Origin of the sequence: Halomonas profundus (assembly GCF_020865425.1) — a bacterium.
GTDB classification, from domain to species: Bacteria; Pseudomonadota; Gammaproteobacteria; order Pseudomonadales; family Halomonadaceae; genus Vreelandella; species Vreelandella titanicae.
Window position 1 is genome coordinate 1,830,618 of sequence record NZ_CP086344.1, and the last position, 20,518, is coordinate 1,851,135.

The following is a 20,518-nucleotide window of genomic DNA, read 5'->3' on the forward strand; positions in this document are numbered from 1 at the left end:
GCATTTGATGAGGTACTTACTCAGCAAAGAAAACATTAAGTACGTGATCCAGATGCACTTCCATGGCACGACGAGCAGCCGCCGGGTCACGTTCTTCAATGGCTTCAACGATGCGCTTATGGTCATCCTGGGAGCGCTGCGGCATATCTGTTTCCATAAAGAGTTCCTGGAGTCGACGAAACATGGCGCCGTACTTGTGGCCAAGCAGATGCTTGATGACAAGTGCGTAGGCCGCGTTGCCTGAGGCCTCAGCAATACGAATATGCAGTAATCGATCTCCGGCGCAGTTGCGCCCGCCATTGGCGTTGTCAGACACATTCCGCTCAAATGCCAAACGGATCGCTTTCATATCCTCTTCAGTGGCGTTCATGGCTGCTAACGCGGCAATTTCCGGTTCCAGATAGCGGCGCGTCTGGAGCAGTGAAAAGGGCGGGATCTCTTCGTCCAGATTGAGCTCAATTTCGCTCTCGAACTCTGGGTCTATTGCCCAGGGCTCGGTTCGAGCGGCTGCGCGCATCACCGACTCCATGGGAGTGGAACGCGATTCAAGCACCACGACACCATGGCCGACTCGAACAGCTACCTGCCCAACCACTTCGAGAGCAATCAAGGCCTCTCTCACTGAAGCCCGACTAACGCCAAGAGCTTGGGCAAGCTCTCGCTCGGGGGGTAACAGCGTTCCTGGGGGAAACTCACCATCATTGATTAACTGCTGTAATTGATCAGCAATCTGGCGATAGAGGCGCTGCGGGCGGATGGTTTGAATCGGCATTCGTGGTGTTTCCTATCCGTTTCACTGGTGTTTTTCGACTAAAGTTGATGGCTACTAAAGTTTATTCCCAAAAGCTGCTATTTGGCCTTTTGAGGCTTGTCAGGGTCAAAGTTTCTCGCTCATACTCGGCTCATTGGTCAGGCCATTAGGTGTCTGGATGATTTGGCCTAATGTATGTTCCCATTCTTTTCAAGGTCGTGCCACAGCTTTTAGGGGCGCGCCTTAGCCGTTAGGGATGTGCAAATAACATGAGACTCAGGAACAAAACTGCACTGATCACCGCCGCTGCAAACGGCATTGGGCGTGCTAGCGTCGAGCGCTTTGTTGCCGAGGGCGCACGCGTATTCGCGACAGATATCGATATTGCCAGCTTAGAAGGTATACCGGGTGTTGAAGCTTATCGCCTGGACGTCACGGATAGCCAAGCGATCCACCATTTAGCCGCTTCACTGCCAGCCTTGGATGTACTGTTTAACTGCGCCGGTATGGTGGCAGGTGGCAGCGTACTCGAATGCGACGAGGCCACTTGGCAGCGATCGATGGATCTGAATGTCACTTCAATGTTTCATACCTTGCAGGCTTTTTTACCGGGCATGTTGGCAAAAGAGAGTGGCAGCATCATCAACATGGCTTCCCTGGCATCTAGCATTAAAGGAGTTGCTAATCGCTGCGCTTACGGTACTTCTAAAGCCGCGGTGATCGGACTGACCAAGTCTGTCGCCGCCGACTTTATGACCCAGGGAATTCGCTGCAATGCGATCTGCCCTGGCACCGTTGAGTCTCCCTCTCTCAAACAGCGTATTGCTGAGCAGGCACATAAAGAGGGGCGCAGTGATGCAGAGGTGCTAGCCTCTTTTATTGCCCGTCAGCCAATGGGTAGGCTGGGGCGAGTGGAGGAAGTGGCTGCGCTGGCGGCTTTTCTGGCTTGTGATGAATCGCAGTTTATTACCGGTACCACGCAATTGATCGATGGTGGTTGGGCTAACTGATTACTTCAGAAGGAATAACAATATGAAACTTTTACGCTTTGGAACGCTGGGCCAGGAAAAGCCGGGCATTCTCGATAGTCAGGGTAAGGTGCGTGATCTTTCCGCCCTCGTTAGCGATGTTGCCGGTGATGTGTTGAGCGACGAAGGGTTGCAGAAACTTCGCGATGTGGATCTCTCTACATTGCCAGAGGTCGCGGCTGATGTGCGTCTGGGGCCTTGTGTTGGTCAGGTGGGCAAATTTATTTGTATTGGTCTCAACTACTCCGATCACGCAGCAGAAACCGGCGCCGAGGTTCCCCCCGAGCCGGTCATTTTCAATAAGTGGACAAGCGCTATCTGTGGTCCCAATGACAATGTGGAGATCCCCCGTGGCTCCAAAAAGACCGATTGGGAAGTCGAGCTTGGGGTAATTATTGGAAAGGGTGGTCGTTACATTGATGAAGCTGAGGCGATGTTACATGTGGCGGGGTTCTGCGTAGTTAATGATGTGTCTGAACGCGAGTTTCAGTTGGAGCGCAGTGGTACTTGGGACAAGGGCAAAGGCTGCGATACGTTTGGCCCCTTGGGGCCCTGGTTAGTTACCCGTGATGAGATTGCTGACCCACACCAGTTAGGTATGTGGCTTGAGGTAGACGGCCAGCGTTACCAGGACGGCAATACACGCACCATGGTGTATCAAGTGCCTTTTCTGATCAGTTACTTGAGTCGTTTCATGAGTTTGCAGCCTGGCGATGTTATCTCAACCGGCACACCTCCCGGTGTGGGTATGGGCCAGAAGCCTGCCGTTTACCTTCGTGATGGGCAGCAAATGCGTTTAGGTATTGAGGGCTTAGGTGTGCAGCGGCAGCGGGTCGTTCAGGCCTAAACATAACGAGGAGAAGCGCGCTTATGGAAGTGCTTATCTGTTCAAAGCCGCAACATCTGGAGCTGCGTCACGCTTCTAAGCCAGAGTGTGCCTCTGGGCATGCCGTGGTACGGATACGCCGTATCGGTATCTGCGGAACGGATATTCATGCTTATGGTGGAAACCAACCCTATTTTGAATACCCCAGGGTGTTAGGCCATGAGCTTGCCGGTGAGATAGTCGAAGTCGCTGATGACCATGACCAGCACTTACTGGGCAAGCAGGTTTATGTCATACCCTACCTGCATTGTGGTGAATGCCGTGCCTGCCAGCAGCATAAAACCAACTGCTGCCAGAACATGCAGGTTATTGGCGTACATCAAGATGGTGGCATGGCGGAGTACCTGGCCGTACCTACCACTCACTTAGTGGTATCTGAAACCCTTAGCATCGATCAATTGGCCCTGGTGGAGTGCATGGCAATTGGTGCTCACGCTGTAAGGCGTAGCGTGCTACAAGCGGATGAATTAGCCGTCATCGTGGGTGCGGGGCCTATTGGTATGGGCGTACTCCAGGTCGCTAAAAGCCAGGGTGCGCGTACCTTGATGGTGGATACCAATCCATCACGTCTGGCTTTTTGCCGTGACGTACTGGGTGCCGATGCGGTGGCGAACCCTCAGGAAGTGGAAGTGGCTGCACAGATCAGCAAGCTAAATGGCGGTGCGTTAGCAGATGTGGTGTTTGATGCCACAGGGAGCCCTCGTGCTATGGAGGCTGGGTTCGATCTGGTGGGGCATGGCGGTTGCTATGTTCTGGTGAGTATAGTCAAAGCAGACATTACCTTCAGTGATCCTGATTTCCACAAGAAAGAGTTGACCTTGATCGGCAGCCGTAATGCCACTCGGGAAGACTTTGATAGTGTGGTGTCACTGATGGATAGTGGGGACATCAATGCTGAAGCAATGATTACCCACCGTGCTTACCTTGCTGACGTGCCTGCCCAGATGCCCCAGTGGTGTGACCCCGCTAATCAGGTTATCAAGGCCATGATATCGATTGATCATTAACACTTCTGCATCGTTTCCTCAAACTTGCCACATTCAGCCGCCGACGAATTTACCGGTAAGGTCTATTATGCAAATTAAGAAGTCGTTAATTTAACGGTATGAGTAGGAGTGGCAGCAATGGCGGGAAATATTCGAAATACGGCGGTACTGGGAAGTGCCGTTCTGTTGGGCGGGCTGCTGGCGCTTGGGCTGGTATGGAGCGGTAGTTATATCAAGGGCGCCGCAGAAGTATGGCAGCAGTCGTCACGTAGCGTCACGGTGCGCGGCTTAGCCGAGCGAGAAGTGCCGGCGGATTTGGTGCTGTGGCCGTTCAATTACAGTGTCAGCGCTAATAGCTTGAGTGACCTTGAGCAGCAGTTGTCCAGTGACGAGCAGGCAATTCGCGATTTTCTGGAGGCCCAGGGGTTTGCATCAGAGCATGTTAGCTCCACTCCGCCGCGGATTACCGACCAATATAGCAATCAGTACGGTGGTCAGCGCCCGGATGAGCGCTATCGCGCCGAAGCAACACTGCTACTGCGCTCCCCCAATGTCGAGGGCGTGATCGAGGCAATCCCCAATGCGACTTCACTGGTGCGGGAGGGCGTATTGCTCTCGCCCAGCTACGAATACCGCACGGAGTTTCTATTTACCGGACTTGATGCGATCAAGCCTGAAATGATTGCGGCGGCCACTGCGGATGCGCGTAACGCCGCACAGCAGTTTGCCGAAGATTCCGGTAGCCAAGTGGGCCAGATTCGTCAGGCGACCCAGGGCTACTTCTCCATCGAGGACTTGGACAGCTACACGCCGCAAACCAAACGTGTTCGCGTTGTCACCACGGTGGACTACTCCTTACAAGATTAGGCCCTAGGCGGCGTTAATGGCGCAGGGATTAGCCAGTGTAATCAATGGCGGTGATGGTATAAAACGTATCACCGTTAGGCGTGAGCACTTTTGCTTCATCACCCACCTGTTTACCGAGCAGTGCTTTAGCCATAGGTGCATCGATACTGATCCAGCGCTTTTTGGTGTCGATTTCATCGTGGCCAACGATCCTGAGATGTACCTCACCGCCATTTTCATCCTCCAGGCTTACATAAGCGCCGAAAAACACCTTGCTGGTATCGGCTGGCAGGCGGTCTACGATTTGCAGTTCGTCCAAGCGTTTCGTCAGGTAAGTAATCCGGGCGATAACGCGGTTCAGCTCTTTCTTGTTATAGGTGTAATCGGCGTTTTCACTGCGGTCGCCCTGGGCGGCTGCTTCGCCGACTTTTGCTGAAATATCCGGGCGTTTAACCCGCGATAGGTGATCCAAGATAGCGCGCAAGCGAGCCGCCCCTTCTGGGGTAATCAGATTGCTCTTAGGGGCTTGACGCGGATCTTTGGCTGGATCGCGCCAGCGGGTCATGTTGCGGCCTTTCATTACCTATTCCCCATTGTGTTTCGAGCTATCTACCTTACGTTAATTGCGCGAAGCATACCAAGCAACATGCTACTGGAAAATCATTCAAACGTTTGTTACATTTTTTGCTATATTGAGCGAGAGGCCCGCTATTAGTAGGTCTAACCAGGACAACAATAATGTTAGGAGCATGTATGCGAACTCACTCTTTTTCACGCAACTCTTTGTCACGTTTAATAATCGCCGCCGCCATTGGCAGCGCGCTGATGCTGTCTCCGCTAACCGCCTCTGCCTTTGAAGGCGAGCTGTTTTCGCTTAAAAACAGGTGGGAGCATACCGTGACTGAGATGCCCGCCAACGAGCGCGAGAGCACGTTAAAGGCATTGGCAGGTGAAGCGGAGCAGTTGGCCGAGCAGTACAGCGATGAAGCTGATGTACTTGTCTGGCAGGGAATAGTTCTGGCTTCTTATGCCCGTGAGCGCGGTGGTTTAGGCGCATTAGGAATCGCAGGTGATGCGCGTGACGCGTTAGAAAAGGCGATTGAAATAGATCCTCAGGGGTTGAATGGTTCCGCCTACGTCACGCTAGGTGCGCTTTACGATCGCGCTCCAGGGCGGCCACTCGGTTTTGGCAATAGTGATACCGCTGAACGCATGTTCCAGCGTGCCTTGGAGATCCGCCCAGACGGCATCGATGTGAACTACTACTACGCTGCCTTTTTGAAAGAAGAGGGCAATGAGCAGGCCGCTCGCGAGCACGCCCAGCGAGCGGTTAACGGCACCGCTCGAGACAACCGGCAAGTCTCCGATGAAGCGCTACGCCGTGATGCCGAAGCGCTGCTTAAGCAGCTGTAAATCCCCCGCTGAATTGGCATTCCCGGTGGCAAGCATTGATAATAGATCGATTATCACCACCGGGAGTGCCTCATGGCGTCCAACTCCAAGCACGATGCTGTTCAGAATCCTAATTTTCAGCGCCCTCCTTTTAAAAACACGGCTCTTAGCGTTCCAGACTTAAAGCGCAATGATGTTGAGCTGCTTAAGCGGGAGACGCTACACCAGGGGTTTTTCCGCCTGGAAGCCTTAGAGCTTCGTCACCGGCTGTTTGAAGGCGGTTGGAGCGAACCCATGCGTCGTGAAGTGCATAATCGCTTTGATGCAGTGGGTGTGCTGCTCTACGACCCCGAGCGCGACTCATTGGTGCTCATTGAGCAGTTTCGTGCCGGCGCCATTGATGATTCCGCTTCTCCCTGGAAGCTCGAGCTCGTGGCCGGTTTGGTCGAAAAAGACGAATCGCTGGAAGATGTGGCGCGTCGCGAGGCGTGGGAGGAAGCCGGTTGTAAAGTGGCCCAACTGACCAAACTTCACACGTATTATCCCAGCCCAGGCGCCTGTAGCGAGCAAGTGACACTATTTTGTGGTTTGGTAGATACCCAAGGATTAGGTGGGATTCATGGCCTAGATGAAGAGCATGAGGATATTCGTGTTCACGTCATGCCTTTCGCTAACGCTTGGGAGCTCTTAGAGAAGGGGCGACTCGACAACGCCATGTGTTTAATTGGTCTACATTGGCTGAATAGTCAGCGAGCCTCACTGCGTGCTGCCTCGCAGCGCGCTTTGACGCAAAGCGTAACCGACGAGGAGTGAACATGGCGAGAACGGCCTATGTCACCGATTTAAAATCGCTCCAAGGGGAGTGCAGCGCCAACTATTTACGTTTGGTGCGCCTGGTGGGCGATATGGAGGCCGGCCAGCGCCGCGATATTGCCTTGCGCGGTGATAAACAGCATTTCGGTGATCTGCATCTGTATATTCAAGAGCAGGCGCCTTACACCACCATGGTGAATGTTTCTCAGACCGGCCCACTAGATACCGTTTTGGAAGGGCCGCGTATGCGCGTACATCTTTATCACGATGTACGCATGGCGGAAGTGACCGACTTTCAGCGCGAGCGCCACTTTAGTGGCCGCTACCGCTACCCCAATGCCCGGATGCATCAGCCGGATGAGAAGCTTCAACTCAACCGCTTCTTGGGCGAGTGGCTGGCTCATGGCCTTGCCCACGGTCACACGGTCGACGTGCCGGAGATGCCCTAATGCGTGTGGTGCAAATTACCGACGCCCATCTCTATGCGGATATCGAAGCGCGTTCCCGGGCGGGCATACCCTGGCGGCAGTTTCAGCAGGTGTTGAATGCCGTTGTCGCCGAAAAGCCCGATATCGTGCTGTTTACTGGTGATATTAGCCAGGATGAATCGGCCGCTTCCTACGCCTTGGCGGTGCAGGCGCTGGAGCAGTTGCCTTGCCCCTGGTACTGGCTGCCGGGTAATCACGATCAGCCCGAGTTCATGGCGGCCGAGCGGCCGATGGTTGAACAAGTGGACTTGGATTCGTGGCGCATCCTGTTGCTCAATACCCAGGTGGAGGGCAAACCCCACGGTGAACTGGGAAGCGAGCGGCTAGCTAAGCTCGCTGAACAGTTAGAGAACGATGACCGGCCCACGCTGATAGCCATGCACCACCCGCCGGTGGACGTCGGCGCGGTGTGGATGGATGCCATTGGCCTACAAGATCGCGACGCATTTTGGCAACTGCTAAGTAAACACCCGCACGTCAAGATCATCCTGTTTGGTCACGCGCACCAAGCCTACGCCGAGCATCATATTTTAGGCACAGGTAGAGGCATAGGTGAGGCCACTATTGATGTTTATGGCTGCCCGGCGATGGCCGATCAGTTTCTGCCCGGTGCCGAGCAGTTTGCCATTGATGAAGCTTCCCGCCCTGGCTATCGGGTTATCGATTTGGCGTATAGCGATGCCCAGGGAAGCGAGTGGCAGAGCTGGATAGAGCGCATTGATTAGACGTTAATTGCTCTCTTATTTCTCTCCCATTTCTGGATAGGTTTTTTAGGAATAAAAAGATAGTTATTAATTCTTTTGGGTTATTACCGGCTCGGCGTTACCCTACTCACATTCGAACGTACATTTATCTATAACGTACGCTGATTTTAGCTTGTGTGACGAGCTTGTTCTTGTGAGGTAAGGGGCCATGACCCAATTGTCTACATTGTCGTCAAAAGAGCGGTCTTCAGAGACGCGTTCTTCATCTTCAGCGACGCAGGGGGAGGCTTTTAATGCCCCTGATGCCGCGCGCTTGACCCACCTCAAGCAATTAGAAGCCGAGTCTATCCATATCATCCGTGAAGTTGCCGCCGAGTTCGCCAACCCGGTGATGATGTACTCCATCGGTAAAGATTCGTCGGTAATGCTGCACTTGGCGCGCAAAGCTTTTTACCCCGGTACACCGCCATTCCCGCTGATGCACGTGGACACCACGTGGAAGTTTCGCGAAATGATCGAGTTCCGTAACCGCATGGCTGAAGAGGCGGGTATGGAACTGATCGTGCACACCAACGAAGAGGGGCGGGCAGCCAATATCAACCCGTTCGACCACGGCAGCGCCAAATACACCGATATCATGAAAACCCAGGCGCTCAAGCAAGCGCTGGATAAGTATGGGTTTGATGCGGCCTTTGGTGGCGCGCGTCGTGATGAAGAAGCCTCGCGTGCCAAAGAGCGCGTCTACTCGTTCCGTGATAAGTATCACCGTTGGGATCCCAAGAACCAGCGCCCTGAGCTTTGGAACGTATATAACGCTAAGGTCAATAAAGGTGAATCGATCCGCGTGTTCCCACTCTCTAACTGGACCGAGCTGGATATCTGGCAGTACATCTACTTAGAGTCGATTCCCATCGTGCCGCTCTACTACTCGGCCAAGCGGCCCATAGTCGAGCGCGACGGTATGCAAGTTATGGTCGATGACGACCGTATGCCGTTAGCACCTGGCGAAGTGCCGGAAATGAAGTCGGTACGGTTTCGAACGCTTGGCTGCTACCCGCTAACCGGCGCGGTGGAATCCGAAGCCGCGACGCTTCCGGAAATTATTCAAGAGATGCTGCTGACCCGAACCAGCGAGCGCAGTGGCCGTGCCATTGACCGCGACCAGGTGGGTTCGATGGAGAAGAAAAAGCGCGAGGGGTACTTCTGATGTCTCACCAATCTAATTTAATCGCCGATAATATCGAGCAGTACCTGCACGAGCACGAAAACAAAGACCTGCTGCGTTTTATCACCTGCGGTAGCGTAGACGACGGCAAATCGACGCTGATTGGCCGTCTGCTTCACGACTCGAAAATGATCTTTGAAGATCAACTGGCGGCGATCACTCAGGCTTCTAAAACCAGTGGTACTACTGGTGATACCGTTGATCTGGCGCTGTTGGTGGATGGGCTGCAGTCAGAGCGTGAGCAGGGCATTACCATCGATGTGGCGTACCGCTTTTTCTCTACCGATAAGCGCAAGTTTATTATCGCCGATACGCCTGGGCATGAGCAGTACACCCGCAATATGGCCACGGGGGCATCAACCGCCAGCCTGGCGATTATCCTGATCGATGCCCGCTACGGTGTGCAGACCCAGACTCGCCGCCATAGCTTTATTGCCGACCTGCTAGGTATTCAGCATCTGGTGATTGCGGTCAATAAGATGGATCTGGTGGACTTCTCTGAGCAGCGCTTTAACGAGATAGTCGATGAGTACCGCGCCTTTGCCACTAACCTCCAAGCACCGGATATTCGCTTTGTGCCGATGTCGGCACTGAATGGCGACAACGTGGTCAATCGTAGCGAACAAACGCCCTGGTATTTTAGCGATACTTACCAGGGGCAAACGCTGATCGAGCTATTAGAGAGTGTCGAGATTACCCGCGACCAGAACCTCAGCGATCTGCGTTTACCGGTTCAGTACGTTAACCGCCCGAACCTTGATTTTCGCGGTTACTGCGGCACCTTAGCCGCGGGTGTATTACGTCCTGGTCAAGCCGTTAAGGCACTTCCATCGGGTAAAACGTCGCGGGTTGCACGGATTGTCACTTTTGATGGTGACCTTGCGGCCGCTTATCCAGGTCAGGCGATCACTGTGACTCTGGAAGATGAAATCGATATCTCCCGTGGCGACTGGCTGGTGGCAGCGGATAGCGAACTGCCGCTCTCCAACACCTTTAAAGCCGATATTGTTTGGATGCAGGAAGAGGCGTTAACGCCAGGTAAGCTCTACGATTTCAAACTGGCGACCCGCGATCTTTCCGGTCAGATCAGTGCGATTGATTACCAAATCGACGTCAATACTCTGGAGAAGCATGCCACTCACTCGCTGGGGCTAAATGCTATTGCCCGCTGCGACGTGGAACTGACAGCTGCTATTCCCGTGGATGATTACCGCACCAGCCCCGGTACCGGTAGCTTTATCATCATTGATCGGCTGACCAACGTGACCGTAGGCGCCGGTATGATCCGCGGTACCGCCAGCGCCCCAGGCAATGCTTCAAACGCCACCGATTGGGCCGACTTTGAGCGTGACTTGAATGCCCTAGTGCGTAAGCATTTCCCTCACTGGGAAGCGAAAGATATCAGCGGTTTATTCAGCCGCTAACCGGCATAAGCTCCGGTCATGAGCCTCCTCACATCCGTGCGAGGAGTTCTCCTTATGTCATTGCGAGGAGCGAAGCGACGCGGCAATCTTGCTTTTGTCATTGCGAGCGCAGCGCGGCAATCTCAAAGTTAGTGCCATCGCCGGTATGAGATTGCTTCGTCGCAAGCTACTCGCAATGGCGGTAGGTGATTAGATTTACTCAGCATTAGGGAAAAACAGCTGCTGACCATCTACCTCAAAATCCGCAATCGCTTGCTGGCCCTGTTCAGAAACCAGCCACTCGTGCCACTGGGCGGCGAGGTCGTGCTTCAAATGCGGGTGTCGCTCTGCCGAGAGCAATAGGCTGCCATACTGATTGAATAGCGCTTCATCGCCTTCAAACAGCAAGGTAAGGTCTTGTGGGTTGTCAAAGGCGACCCAGGTGGCGCGGTCGGTAAACGTATAGGCATTCATACCCGCGGCGGTATTCAACGTAGGGCCCATGCCACTACCCAGCTCGCGGTACCACTCGCCCTGAGGCGTGACCCCAGCGTCTTCCCACAAGCGCAATTCCGCGCGGTTCGTGCCGCTATCGTCCCCGCGTGAGGCGAAGGGGGACTCGCTCTCGGCAATGCGCTGCATGGCATCGATAACGGTGTCGCTATCACTAATGCCTGCAGGGTCATCGCTCGGGCCAACAATCACGAAATCGTTGTACATTACATTCAAGCGTTCTGTGGCGTAGCCATCGGCCACAAACTTTTCTTCACCTGCGGTGTCGTGAACCAGCAGGCTATCCGCATCGCCACGGCGACCAATTTCAAATGCCTGGCCGGTGCCCACGGCGACCACGTGCACATCAATCCCGGTCTCTTCGCTGAATGCGGGGATGATGGCGTCAAACAGGCCAGAGTTTTCGGTAGAGGTCGTGGAGGCCAGGGTAATGTAGTCATCGGCCGCCATCAGCGTAGCGCTGAAGGTCAGCCCTAGGGTGCCTGCGGTGATGAATGCGGTAGTTTTGTTCATTTTTGCTCCTTGATCGCTTTTCATGAATCGTTTTTCTTCAATCCTAGGGCTCACTTATATTGGAGCTACCAGACCAACTCGCCGCGAATAAACGCCCCCGCCTCAGGTGAGGTGGGGGCGGTAAAAAAGTCGCGGGCAGGGGTGTGTTCAAGTAGTTCGCCGTTGTGCAAAAACACCACGTCATTGGCTAAGCGATGTGCTTGGTGCAAGTCGTGAGTGGTCATAACGATACGTGTACCGCTGTGATGAAACTCCAGTACGGCATCTTCAACGGCCTTGATGGCGGCGGGGTCGAGCGCCGAGGTGGGTTCGTCTAAAAACAGCACTTGGGGGTTGAGCAGCCAGGCCCGTGCTAACGCCAAACGCTGCTGCTCTCCGCCGGAAAGCACCCGCGCAGGCCGTTTGGCTAGGTGTGCTAAGCCAAACTTTTCAAGGGCACTCATCGCCTGGACTTTTCGAGGTAATGCTTTCAGTTCTGGTCGAGCCGCTTTGTTAATGGCTAGCACATAGGTCAGGTTATCCAGCGCTGAGCGGCGTAACAGCACAGGGCGTTGGAAAACCATGGCTTGCGCGGGCTGAACCCCTTGCCAGCGAACCGAACCGCTGGAGGGCGTTAGTAGGCCGTGAGCTAGACGCATTAATAGGCTTTTGCCCGCACCGTTCGGCCCCATTATTAGCGTTCGCTGGCAGCCTGCAAGGCGCATCGATGTGGGACTAAGCAGGGTATGGCCGCGATGGATAAAGCTCACGCTGTCGAGCTCAAGGGTGGCGACGGGGGGCGTATGATGTGCGTTCATCCCAGCCGCCTTTTCGCCGTTTCGCCGATTATGTGGGCAATCGCGTTAATCATGGTGACCAGGGCGAGCAGAATGATCCCTAAGCCAAGGGCCATAGGCAGGTTGCCCTTGCTGGTTTCCAACACAATGCTGGTGGTCATCACGCGGGTGACGCCGTCGATGTTCCCGCCCACAATCATCACTGCGCCCACTTCGGCGCTGGCGCGGCCAAAGCCTGCCAGGATCACCGTTAACAGCCCAAAGCGTGCGTCCCATAGCAGGGTGGGGATCATGCGTAGGCGCGTTAGCCCCAGTGAGTTCAACTGCTCGTCATACTCTCCGTGAAGCGCTTCAACCTGCTGGCGGGTGAGGGCGGCAATAATGGGTAGTACCAGAATCACTTGGGCTATCACCATCGCTGTTGGCGTAAACAGCAGCCCCCATTCACCCAGTGGGCCTGCCCGCGAAAGCAGTAGGTAGACACAAAGCCCTGCCACGACTGGCGGTAAGCCCATCAAGGCATTGAGGGCGACAATCACGACGTTACGTCCAGGAAAGCGCCATAGCGCCAGAGCAGCGCCTAAGGGCAGGGCTATCAGGCTGGCAATCAATACCGCCATCAGCGATACCTGCAGCGAGAGCATCACGATGGAGATTAGCGCGCTATCCATACTCAGGATCAGGGTGAGAGCAGTACTAAAAGCATTATCACTGGTGAGCATTGAGCGTCGGTTTCACTTTTGTATGAAGAGCTGTTGTAGGAAAACTGTTATCTGAGAATTGGCATGATGTATCGAAAAATGACTTAATGCACTGCGTCCTGAAATTTATGCAGTCATATGCAGTTAAAATACAAAAGAGGTTTGCATTTTACCCAGCGAGGCTACCTTGCGATGTCTGAACCACATACTTACCTGACCACCGCAGAAGTCGCTGACTATTTGCGTTTAAAAGAGCGCAAGGTGTATGACTTGGTGCGCCAAGGCCAGATTCCCTGTAGTCGGGTAACGGGAAAGTTGCTGTTTCCCCGCCAACAGATCGATTTATGGGTGCTGAACCATTTAGAAGGCGATCAGGCGCAGCGTTTATCAGTGCCGCTAGTAGCAGCCGGTAGCCAGGATCCACTGTTGGAGTGGGCTATTCGGGAAAGCGGCTCTGATTTGGCGATGCTCTGCCAAGGCAGTGGCGACGGCGTGCGGCGGTTGCTTGACGGCAAGGCGATGTTGGCGGGCATTCATCTGCTGGATGCTTCTACTCAGCGCTATAACGAACCCAGCGCGCTCGGCTTAAGCGGCATGCGTGATCTGTTGATAGTGCACTGGGCAAAGCGCCGCCAAGGGCTGCTTTTACCCGCTGGCAACCCGATGAGCATCTCTGGGCTAAATGATTTAAAACGGCCCGGGATCCACGTGGCGCATCGCCAGCCCGACGCTGGAGCAGCACGGTTGCTGCACTGTTTGCTACAACAAGCAGGCATTGAAAGCTCGGCGATCAACTGGGCGCCCCATGCCTCCTTAAGTGAAGATGATTTGGCGCTTAGCATTGGGCAGGGTGAGGCAGATGTTGGGCTGGGGGTTGAAGCCGCCGCCCATCGCCAGCACCTTGGCTTCGTTACACTTTGCGATGAGCCGTTTGATTTAATTATGCAGCGGCGCAGTTATTTCGAACCTTCAATACAGCGCCTGTTGGCGTTTGCTCATCAAGCGCGTTTTGCCGAGAGGGCAACACAGTTAGGAGGTTATGATATTGCTGAACTAGGAAGGATTGTGCATAACGCCTAGCGCGCTATTCGCTAACCTGCGGCGTCAGTAGGAGAGCTTGACCCTGATTCAATATACGCCACACTAGTGGGGCGTTACTAACGCAAATCATCACGAAAAGGAGAGCATGATGAAACAAGCACTAAACGGTAAGCGTGTTGCTATTTTAACGGCAGCTGGTTTTGAAGAGTCTGAGCTGAGCGTACCGCGCGCCGCCTTACAGAAAGAGGGTGTTGAGGTTCATGTGGTCACCCCCGACGGTAAAGGAGTCCGCGCTTGGGCGGAAACCGACTGGGGCGACACCTATGAAGCCGATAAAGCCCTTGCTGATGCCAGTGAGTCTGACTACCACGCCTTGGTACTGCCGGGTGGTTTATTCAACCCCGATGAACTGCGCATTAACGACGATGCCTTGAGTTTTGTAAAAGGGTTTTTCCAGGCAGGTAAGCCTGTTGCTGCTATTTGCCATGCGCCGTGGATTTTAATTAATGCGGGCGTGGTTGAAGGCCGCCGCATGACCTCGGTACACAGCGTCGCGCAAGATTTGCGCAATGCCGGCGTTGAGTGGGTCGATGAGCCAGTTGTTGTGGACAGCGGTCTTGTGACCAGCCGTACGCCGAAGGACTTGGATGCCTTTAACGCCAAGTTACTCGAAGAGCTGCAGGAAGGGCGTCACTCCGGTCAACATGCTTGATGAGCGTATTGCGTCAGTGGACAAGCTTTATCAAAAGGCTTGTCCACGTTATTGCCAAACCTATCAAAGGAGACAGTAGCCGCGGCGGAATGGTGGTTCATCCTTACCGCGGCTATGGTTCCCAACGTGAAGTTTTTGTCATGGGCCGGGTGTTTCGCCAAGCCGCATTAGGTCGAGCCATTCCTCGCCATGGCATGCTACGCGATACTGCGGACGTGGCACGGCGCGTTTTACGCCGGGGGCTGGCCGATGCGCAGGTAGAAATTCACATCGGCGAAAATAAGCTCTGCGTCGGCACGGATCGAGATGGCTATTTCGACGTCCACTTACCGATTAGTCACACCCTGCCCATTGATGTCTCCTGGCACCGCGCCGATATTCTAGTGCATTGCTCGGGGCAGACGCCGGTACGTACTCACGTAGAAGTTTATGTACCTCCGTCAGAGGCGGATTTGCTGATCATCAGTGATATTGATGACACCGTTATGTTTACCGGGGTGGCAGAAAAGCTCAAAATGCTTTACCGCTTATTTGTTAAAAAGCCTCATCGCCGCACCGCTTTCCCTGGGGTTGCGCCGCTTTATCAAGCTTTACATCGTGGCGTTAGTGAACGCGCTGAGCGGCCCATTTTGTATGTATCCCGTGGCCCTTGGGCGATATACGAAATGCTCGAAACCTTTTTTCAGATCAACCGCATCCCCGTTGGGCCGATTATTTTTTTACGCGAATGGGGCGTCTCTTTACGCAAGCCCTGGCCGCGCCGCGCAGAAGAGCATAAGCGCGAACTGATCGACCGTATGTTGACGCTTTATAAAGATATGCCGTGTATTCTCATTGGCGACAGCGGTCAGCACGATCCAGAAGTATATATTGAAATCGTGAAAGCCTACCCGGATCGTATTAAAGCGATTTACATTCGTCGAGTGGATAAAAACCCCAAGCGCGAGCAGGCGATCCAGCGGTTGCGGGATGAGTTAGTCGGCACCCAGTGTGATTTAGTGCTTGCCGCGGATAGCGTGCTAATTGCCGAACACGCCCACGCCCAGGGTGATATCTCCGCCCATGGCTTAGCGGCAGTACAGCGCGAAGTGGAAGAGCATCGCAACGATCCCGTATAACGCTGTTGCCAAGTCAGTCCCCATGGTAAAAGTACGCTGCGAAAGAAGTGTGTTTAACGACGGTTGTTTGTAGATAGGGACTGCCATGGTTGTTGTGCTGATCATTTTTGCGCTGGCGGTATTTGTGCTCCCCAATGTTTGGGCCAAGTGGGTGCTTAAACGCCATACCCGCGGTCGTGACGATTACCCGGGCACGGGTGCAGAGCTTGCCGATCATTTGCTGCGCCGACTAGGCATTGAGGGCGCAAGCGTTGAGCGCACTGAGTTCGGTGACCATTATGATCCTGAAACCCGCTGCGTACGTCTTTCTCCGGATAACTACGATGGGCGTTCGCTAACGGCCGTCACGGTGGCTGCCCATGAAGTAGGGCACGCCATTCAGCATCACCAGGGTTACGCGCCGCTACTGGCGCGTAGCCGCTTAGTCGGCGTTGCCCAAAAAGCTGAGAAACTCGGCGCTGTACTGATGATGGCTGCACCTTTTCTGTTTTTATTGACGCGTCTGCCGGGTGGTTTAGCCATTGTAATTGCCATGGCGGTGATCAGCTTTGGCACCGCGGCGCTGGTGCATTTTGTGACCCTGCCAGTTGAGTTTGATGCCAGCTTTAACCGGGCGCTGCCGCTCTTGAAAGAGTACGTCCCGCCTTACGATATGCCCGGTGCCCGGCACGTACTCACCGCCTGCGCGTTTACCTACGTGGCCGCCTCGCTGGCCAGTGTTATGAACCTGGGGCGCTGGCTGGTGATTTTGCGGCGGTGAGCGTGTATTGAAGCTGTGTTTTCAGTGCCACTAAGTGTCTATGCATAATTTTTCGTGCATTAAAGGTTATAAAAAAATCAGTAGCTTACTAGATATTTATACCTGATTTACTTTTTCATAGGCACTTAGTTAATACCTATTGTCTGTCTTTATTGCTTTGTGGCGCGCAGTAGAATATAGGGTTTTGTGTCCTGTAGAGTGCGGAATTCATTCGTATGAACTGGCAACTGCGAATTGTCAAATGGTAGATTACGTTCTGTGGTTAGTGAAAGCCCCGCTGCGGCGAATGTATTTCGATATGTGGATAAACCCCATTGTTTGTCGACAATCTCTAATGGTTGCTGCCTTCCCGGTATCGTGAGGTAGACTGGGCGATTATCTCCGTCTTGATAGGAAATACCATGCTCTCCATTGCGGTAGGTCGGATAATCGACTCCGGTGGTTTGAGGATGAGTGTCGAGGATGTAATAGGAGCCGCCAGGTTTAAGTACGCGCATTACTTCCGTAGTGATGCGTACTAGTTCACGTCTTTCGGGAATGTTAATAAACAGAAAACAACTAATGACAGCTTCAAAACTGTTATCAGGAAATGGCAAATTTGGACCATGGATTTGCTCAAAGCGAAGACGGTTAGTGCCTGCGGATATTGCTTTTTCAATCATTGTTGGAGAGATGTCAACACCGGTGACATAGTCGAATCCGTCGTCTCTTAATCTTCTGGACACTTTGCCGCTGCCACAGCCGTAGTCCAATACACTAATTCCCTTGCCATAAGAGCAGGTTAACTCCGCGATGAGTGGTTGATAGCCAAAAGCATTCTCCACCCAATCATCATAAGCGTCAAAAAGCTCGGCGATATTTTGTTCAGTCCAATTAGTATTCATAAAAATAAATCCCCTAATATTTGCTCATGTATGAATGCTTGTACTATCCCCAGCGATTAATAAGAAACGGTTGATAGTAGGGGTTAATTATCTCTAACGCCTTTTGAGGCAGCGCATTCCCTATCTTGATTTGGCGATAGATCCAGAACAACATCAGCACATCTCGCCAATACGTCGTTAGGTTAAGATTAGCCATATCATTAAACGTCAACAAGCCGCTACGGATCTCTGACTCATATTCCAATAGTTTGCGTATGGTAGTCGGGGAGGTGCCAATTGGCATTAAAGGTACTGTGCCTGGCTGGGGTATAGTTTCATTACTATTCAAAAGTTCAAGCGCACGCTCATGTGTGCTTTCATAGACGTGAATAGAACCAACTTGATGTGTGTAGTGACCGATTTTGCAGCCTATGCGGGCAGCAATATACTCTTGCAAGAAAGTAAAAGAGAAAATATCGTTCAGCATGCCAACGTAGGCATCATTTGCACGCATATAGCTGACCATGTTCAACTTTTCTTCGCGGAGTAGCAACTGAAGACCCAAGGTACATGAAACGTCGATATTGCGTCGATAAAGATCTTCTTCCGCACTAAATATTTGAAGGACAGCGCGCTTACTGTCGGGATCGTCATTTTTAAGGATATCAATCACTCGTTCGATTTGATCGAGCGTGTCTGCACCAAAGTTTTTAAGACGAGCTCCGTAACCAGTACCAGGTAAGCTTATACCATCTGGGCTGTAGCGTTGCATTGAAGGGGCGTACCAGGAAATAAATGCTAAGTCGTTTTTACCTGATAAATACCATAACGCTTCTGCATAATTAAAAACAATATTTTGTTTGCGTATTTTGCTTAGACAAAAACGATCAGGAGGATTGTCGAGTCGGATATTGAAGCCAATGAGTTCTCGCTCTTTATTTCCTCTAGGTGAGTTAACATATTCATATTCAAAGCAGATTTTATGCAGTGTATCTCTGTAGAGGCTGGTGAAATTCGTATAATGTTTGTGCATCATTATATTCATCTCTTTCGGTGGACAAAGAGGCGTATTTTGCTGATACGAATGATGGCGAGTAGTTTAAAAAGCTGAATTGGAGCTGTGAATCGCGTTTGATTTTTCTTTGACGATCAAACTGTGCAAATTAAAGGCTTTCACGACAGTATCTGCGACGTGATCAGCTAAGGCTTCATTGAAGTTGAGTTTTCCGTTTATAACTTTCGCCCAGCGGCAGTCCGCAGCATCATCACCAGGCCGTAGCTCGCCATCAACGTAGTGACATAAAAGGGCAACCAAGGCGAAGTGGTGGTGACTTCCCTCTGGGTCATATCCGATTACTTCTACTACATCAATTAACGGTCCTACCAATGCTGTGATACCGGTTTCCTCCATTAATTCGCGCTTTGCTGCACAATGTAGGCTTTCTCCCGGTTCCACTGATCCTCCGGGGAAGCCCCAAGTGCCCCGTTGAGGTTCTTTACTGCGTTGGACGAGGAGAACTTCATTATTACGCAGAGTTACGGCGATTGCTGCCAAGCGTGGCTTGGCAAGTACGGAGTTCAGGCGGTTTTTATCAGACGTGTTAAAAGGGGAGGTACTACTGAGCGTAGATGCGTTAGCGGGCGTTGAGTTACCTTGCGACACGATACACTCCTGCATTGAGATTCGGATAATACAGGCGTAGGTGTCAAAACAGATTCATATATGGTTTATGTCCGTTCCTACGCCGGTATCAGCCGGATCAGGTTCAAAGGGTTTGGATAACTCCATCTCAGCCTGAATAACAGGCACCCCTCGGAAAAGTTACTATTACTATGAGTTTTAGTATAAGTCAATATTTGGGGGGCAATTCAATGCGGCGGCTTGGCGGACGCCGGGGCGGTTTTGACACCTTCTTCGCACACTTGGCTAACGGCTAACGGCTAACGGCTAACGGCTAACGGCTAACGGCTAACGGCTAACGGCTAATTGGCCCGGCTTATTCGCCAAAATCACCGCCCGCCGCGGTGCAGGGTAGCCTTCAATGGTGCGGGTGCGGTCGTTGGGGTCGAGAAAATCAGCCAACGATTGGTAGGTCATCCACTCCGTCGAGCGCTGCTCGTCTAACGTGGTAACGGCTTCATCGACCACGCGCACGTTGGTAAAGCCGCAGCGCTCCAGCCAGTGGCAGAGTGCTTGAGAAGAGGGCAGGAAGTAGACGTTGGGCATGGCGGCGTAACGTTCGCCGGGCACAAATACGGTCTGCTCGTCGCCTTCGACTACCAGGGTTTCTAGCACCAGCTCGCCGCCCGGAACTAACGCGGCTTTTAGCTGCTGAAGATGTTCCAACGGGGCAGGGCGATGGTAGAGCACGCCCATGGAAAATACCGTATCGAAAAAGCCCAGGTTCTCCGGCACATCTTCTATACCCACTGGTAAAAACTGCGTTCTGCCGTCATCGGTATCGCCGACGAAGTGGCGTACCGCCTGAAATTGCCAGTAGAAGCGCGGCGAAGGGTCAATTACTAATACGAAAGCAGCCCCTGCCCCAGCCATCCGCCAGGCGTGGTAACCGCTGCCACCCCCCACGTCGAGTACCTTACGGTATTTTAGCGGCGCCAAGTGGGGAGCCACTCTCTGCCACTTCCAGTCCGAGCGCCACTCGGTATCAATATGAATGCCACCCAGTTGAAAAGGGCCCTTTCGCCAGGGGGCGAGTTTTCTTAGCAGGTTAAAACACTGGCGCTGCTGGCTATCGCTAAGATCGAGATCAACGCTGACGGTGTCGCTGTTTAAATCCACGCGCCGCGCAGCGGGCAGCGCCGGAAGCTTGGCCACGGCTTTTTCCCAGGCGGATAAATCGCCGTGGCGGTTACGGTCAAGCCCGTGAGCTAACTGCTCGGGTAGCTTCGCTAGCCAGGGCGTTAGCGAGGCATCAAGCGTGGCTTGATCTAAAAACGCCTGATAAATTGCGCGATGATCGTCGGGTAGTGGCGCCACC

The 20,518-nt window shown here is 53.1% G+C and carries 23 protein-coding genes and 1 riboswitch; of the genes, 14 read left to right on the forward strand and 9 right to left on the reverse strand.

The genetic code is table 11. From position 1 onward, the window contains the following. Window positions 1–16: 16 nt before the first annotated feature. The gene (locus tag LMS44_RS08100) at window positions 17–772 is read right to left on the reverse strand and encodes a FadR/GntR family transcriptional regulator (protein WP_159176589.1); all 756 of its coding nucleotides are present in this window, start codon (window positions 770–772) and stop codon (window positions 17–19) included. A 248-nt stretch (window positions 773–1,020) separates the two neighbouring features. On the opposite strand from LMS44_RS08100, the gene LMS44_RS08105 reads away from it, so the two are divergent. The 4 genes from LMS44_RS08105 to LMS44_RS08120 all read left to right on the forward strand — a co-directional run bounded on the left by LMS44_RS08105 (window position 1,021) and on the right by LMS44_RS08120 (window position 4,518). Beyond that, on the forward strand, window positions 1,021–1,761 hold the full coding sequence (locus LMS44_RS08105; RefSeq protein WP_498947216.1) for a Rossmann-fold NAD(P)-binding domain-containing protein: 741 nt from the start codon (window positions 1,021–1,023) through the stop codon (window positions 1,759–1,761). Between the two features lie 22 nt (window positions 1,762–1,783). Continuing rightward, window positions 1,784–2,626 carry a fumarylacetoacetate hydrolase family protein gene (locus LMS44_RS08110; RefSeq protein WP_027959022.1) on the forward strand — a complete coding sequence of 281 codons (843 nt, stop codon included), beginning with the start codon at window positions 1,784–1,786 and terminating at the stop codon, window positions 2,624–2,626. A gap of 23 nt (window positions 2,627–2,649) precedes the next feature. Next, window positions 2,650–3,672, forward strand: a complete 1,023-nt coding sequence (locus LMS44_RS08115) for a zinc-binding alcohol dehydrogenase family protein (protein WP_027959023.1) — start codon at window positions 2,650–2,652, stop codon at window positions 3,670–3,672. Window positions 3,673–3,789: 117 nt separating this feature from the next. Then, entirely contained in the window at window positions 3,790–4,518 is a 729-nt protein-coding gene (locus tag LMS44_RS08120; protein ID WP_498947217.1) for an SIMPL domain-containing protein, read from the forward strand. 28 nt (window positions 4,519–4,546) lie between these two features. Here LMS44_RS08120 and greB read toward each other — a convergent pair whose 3' ends face one another. Continuing rightward, complete coding sequence (gene greB, locus LMS44_RS08125) at window positions 4,547–5,077, reverse strand: transcription elongation factor GreB (protein ID WP_180090652.1); 531 nt, start codon at window positions 5,075–5,077, stop codon at window positions 4,547–4,549. Window positions 5,078–5,250: 173 nt separating this feature from the next. On the opposite strand from greB, the gene LMS44_RS08130 reads away from it, so the two are divergent. From LMS44_RS08130 to cysN, 6 genes are all read left to right on the forward strand, one after another. Continuing rightward, window positions 5,251–5,910, forward strand: coding sequence for a tetratricopeptide repeat protein (locus tag LMS44_RS08130; RefSeq protein ID WP_159176591.1), 660 nt, complete (start codon window positions 5,251–5,253; stop codon window positions 5,908–5,910). Between the two features lie 72 nt (window positions 5,911–5,982). Further along, the gene (locus LMS44_RS08135) at window positions 5,983–6,702 is read left to right on the forward strand and encodes an NUDIX hydrolase (RefSeq protein WP_498947218.1); all 720 of its coding nucleotides are present in this window, start codon (window positions 5,983–5,985) and stop codon (window positions 6,700–6,702) included. 2 nt (window positions 6,703–6,704) lie between these two features. Further along, entirely contained in the window at window positions 6,705–7,151 is a 447-nt protein-coding gene (locus LMS44_RS08140; protein ID WP_022524019.1) for a DUF1249 domain-containing protein, read from the forward strand. Beyond that, window positions 7,151–7,915: a phosphodiesterase gene (locus LMS44_RS08145; RefSeq protein ID WP_161463474.1), complete on the forward strand. Its 765-nt coding sequence runs from the start codon at window positions 7,151–7,153 to the stop codon at window positions 7,913–7,915. Before LMS44_RS08140 ends, LMS44_RS08145 begins: the two co-directional genes overlap by 1 nt. A gap of 187 nt (window positions 7,916–8,102) precedes the next feature. Beyond that, window positions 8,103–9,101, forward strand: a complete 999-nt coding sequence (gene cysD, locus LMS44_RS08150) for a sulfate adenylyltransferase subunit CysD (RefSeq protein WP_009287723.1) — start codon at window positions 8,103–8,105, stop codon at window positions 9,099–9,101. After that, a complete protein-coding gene (gene cysN / locus LMS44_RS08155) occupies window positions 9,101–10,543 on the forward strand; it encodes a sulfate adenylyltransferase subunit 1 (protein ID WP_498947219.1) in 1,443 nt (480 codons plus the stop codon). Before cysD ends, cysN begins: the two co-directional genes overlap by 1 nt. A gap of 195 nt (window positions 10,544–10,738) precedes the next feature. Here the strand turns inward: cysN and LMS44_RS08160 are convergent, their stop codons facing one another. The 3 genes from LMS44_RS08160 to LMS44_RS08170 form a co-directional block, all read right to left on the reverse strand. Then, complete coding sequence (locus LMS44_RS08160) at window positions 10,739–11,548, reverse strand: ABC transporter substrate-binding protein (protein ID WP_498947220.1); 810 nt, start codon at window positions 11,546–11,548, stop codon at window positions 10,739–10,741. 65 nt (window positions 11,549–11,613) lie between these two features. Continuing rightward, the gene (locus LMS44_RS08165; RefSeq protein ID WP_498947221.1) at window positions 11,614–12,345 is read right to left on the reverse strand and encodes a P-loop NTPase family protein; all 732 of its coding nucleotides are present in this window, start codon (window positions 12,343–12,345) and stop codon (window positions 11,614–11,616) included. Then, complete coding sequence (locus tag LMS44_RS08170) at window positions 12,342–13,046, reverse strand: ABC transporter permease (RefSeq protein ID WP_138800038.1); 705 nt, start codon at window positions 13,044–13,046, stop codon at window positions 12,342–12,344. Before LMS44_RS08170 ends, LMS44_RS08165 begins: the two co-directional genes overlap by 4 nt. Before the next feature lie 171 nt (window positions 13,047–13,217). On the opposite strand from LMS44_RS08170, the gene LMS44_RS08175 reads away from it, so the two are divergent. From LMS44_RS08175 to LMS44_RS08190, 4 genes are all read left to right on the forward strand, one after another. Next, window positions 13,218–14,105 (forward strand): substrate-binding domain-containing protein, encoded by an 888-nt coding sequence (locus LMS44_RS08175; protein WP_498947222.1) that lies wholly within the window; start codon window positions 13,218–13,220, stop codon window positions 14,103–14,105. A 109-nt stretch (window positions 14,106–14,214) separates the two neighbouring features. Further along, complete coding sequence (locus LMS44_RS08180) at window positions 14,215–14,778, forward strand: type 1 glutamine amidotransferase domain-containing protein (RefSeq protein ID WP_498947223.1); 564 nt, start codon at window positions 14,215–14,217, stop codon at window positions 14,776–14,778. Then, entirely contained in the window at window positions 14,778–15,896 is a 1,119-nt protein-coding gene (locus LMS44_RS08185; RefSeq protein ID WP_138800039.1) for an App1 family protein phosphatidate phosphatase, read from the forward strand. The genes LMS44_RS08180 and LMS44_RS08185 overlap by 1 nt, the downstream gene beginning before the upstream one ends. A gap of 85 nt (window positions 15,897–15,981) precedes the next feature. Then, window positions 15,982–16,656, forward strand: a complete 675-nt coding sequence (locus tag LMS44_RS08190; RefSeq protein WP_041158012.1) for a zinc metallopeptidase — start codon at window positions 15,982–15,984, stop codon at window positions 16,654–16,656. Between the two features lie 149 nt (window positions 16,657–16,805). Here the strand turns inward: LMS44_RS08190 and LMS44_RS08195 are convergent, their stop codons facing one another. The 4 genes from LMS44_RS08195 to cmoB form a co-directional block, all read right to left on the reverse strand. Beyond that, window positions 16,806–17,540 carry a class I SAM-dependent methyltransferase gene (locus tag LMS44_RS08195; protein ID WP_041158013.1) on the reverse strand — a complete coding sequence of 245 codons (735 nt, stop codon included), beginning with the start codon at window positions 17,538–17,540 and terminating at the stop codon, window positions 16,806–16,808. A gap of 43 nt (window positions 17,541–17,583) precedes the next feature. Continuing rightward, a complete protein-coding gene (locus LMS44_RS08200; RefSeq protein ID WP_022524008.1) occupies window positions 17,584–18,555 on the reverse strand; it encodes a thymidylate synthase in 972 nt (323 codons plus the stop codon). Window positions 18,556–18,618: 63 nt separating this feature from the next. Beyond that, entirely contained in the window at window positions 18,619–19,182 is a 564-nt protein-coding gene (locus LMS44_RS08205; protein ID WP_022524007.1) for an NUDIX hydrolase, read from the reverse strand. A 57-nt stretch (window positions 19,183–19,239) separates the two neighbouring features. Beyond that, a riboswitch (TPP riboswitch) is annotated at window positions 19,240–19,343 on the reverse strand. A 145-nt stretch (window positions 19,344–19,488) separates the two neighbouring features. After that, window positions 19,489–20,517 (reverse strand): tRNA 5-methoxyuridine(34)/uridine 5-oxyacetic acid(34) synthase CmoB, encoded by a 1,029-nt coding sequence (gene cmoB / locus LMS44_RS08210; RefSeq protein ID WP_498947224.1) that lies wholly within the window; start codon window positions 20,515–20,517, stop codon window positions 19,489–19,491. Between the last annotated feature and the right edge of the window lies 1 nt (window position 20,518).